The following is a 738-nucleotide window of genomic DNA, read 5'->3' as shown; positions in this document are numbered from 1 at the left end:
ATGCTGGCTCCGCACTATCGGAATCCGACGATAGAGAAAAGTGCTTAAGTGGTTCGTATTCGAGGAATTGATGTCGATGTGGATGTGACCGCAGAGATACAAAAATACGATTGGCAAAAGCCCCGATGGTCAACGAACAACTTTTACGCCTGTTCACCTTTTCGAGAGGATCGCCATCCGTCATTTTCGATTCGCTTAGATTCTGGTGTCTGGATCGATGGTGGAGGAGTCGATGAAGAGTGGAAAAAGGGCAACTTTATTAAAATACTGAGTTTTTTGCGTAATGAGACGTATGAAGAAACCCAGGATTATCTACTATCGACGTACGGATTTCATTCAGGTTCGATCGACTCCCTTGAGCTTTCCATTCATCTGGCCGTTAAAGAGGAACGAATGACTCCCATTTCGATGGATATGTTGCTTCCCTATCGGTTTCGGCACCCGTACTTGGCTAAAAAAAGAGGAATTATGGAAAAGACACAGCGTCTCTTCCAAGTCGGATACGACAAAAAAGCCAAGGCAATCACATTACCTTGGCTGGATAAACAAGGACAATTAGTCAATATCAAGTTCCGTAGCGTCCATGATAAACGATTCTGGTATTCCCATGGGGGATCCCCAATTCGAAACCATCTCTATGGTTTGCATTTAATTCACCGGTATATGCCCGCTAAGGCGTATCTGGTGGAAAGCGAAATCGACGCAATGACCTTATGGCAAATGGACTGTCCGGCGATA

The 738-nt window shown here is 44.9% G+C and carries 1 protein-coding gene; it reads left to right on the top strand.

Annotated features, from left to right (window positions below):
* Positions 1–48: 48 nt before the first annotated feature.
* The coding region (locus tag H1S01_RS22830) for a DNA primase (protein ID WP_188042183.1) at positions 49–738 on the top strand (690 nt) is incomplete at its 3' end.

Source organism: Heliobacterium chlorum (assembly GCF_014502795.1).
Classification (GTDB): Bacteria; Bacillota; Desulfitobacteriia; order Heliobacteriales; family Heliobacteriaceae; genus Heliobacterium; species Heliobacterium chlorum.
Note: the sequence above shows the minus strand (reverse complement) of the source record. Positions and strands in the feature narration are given on the sequence as shown.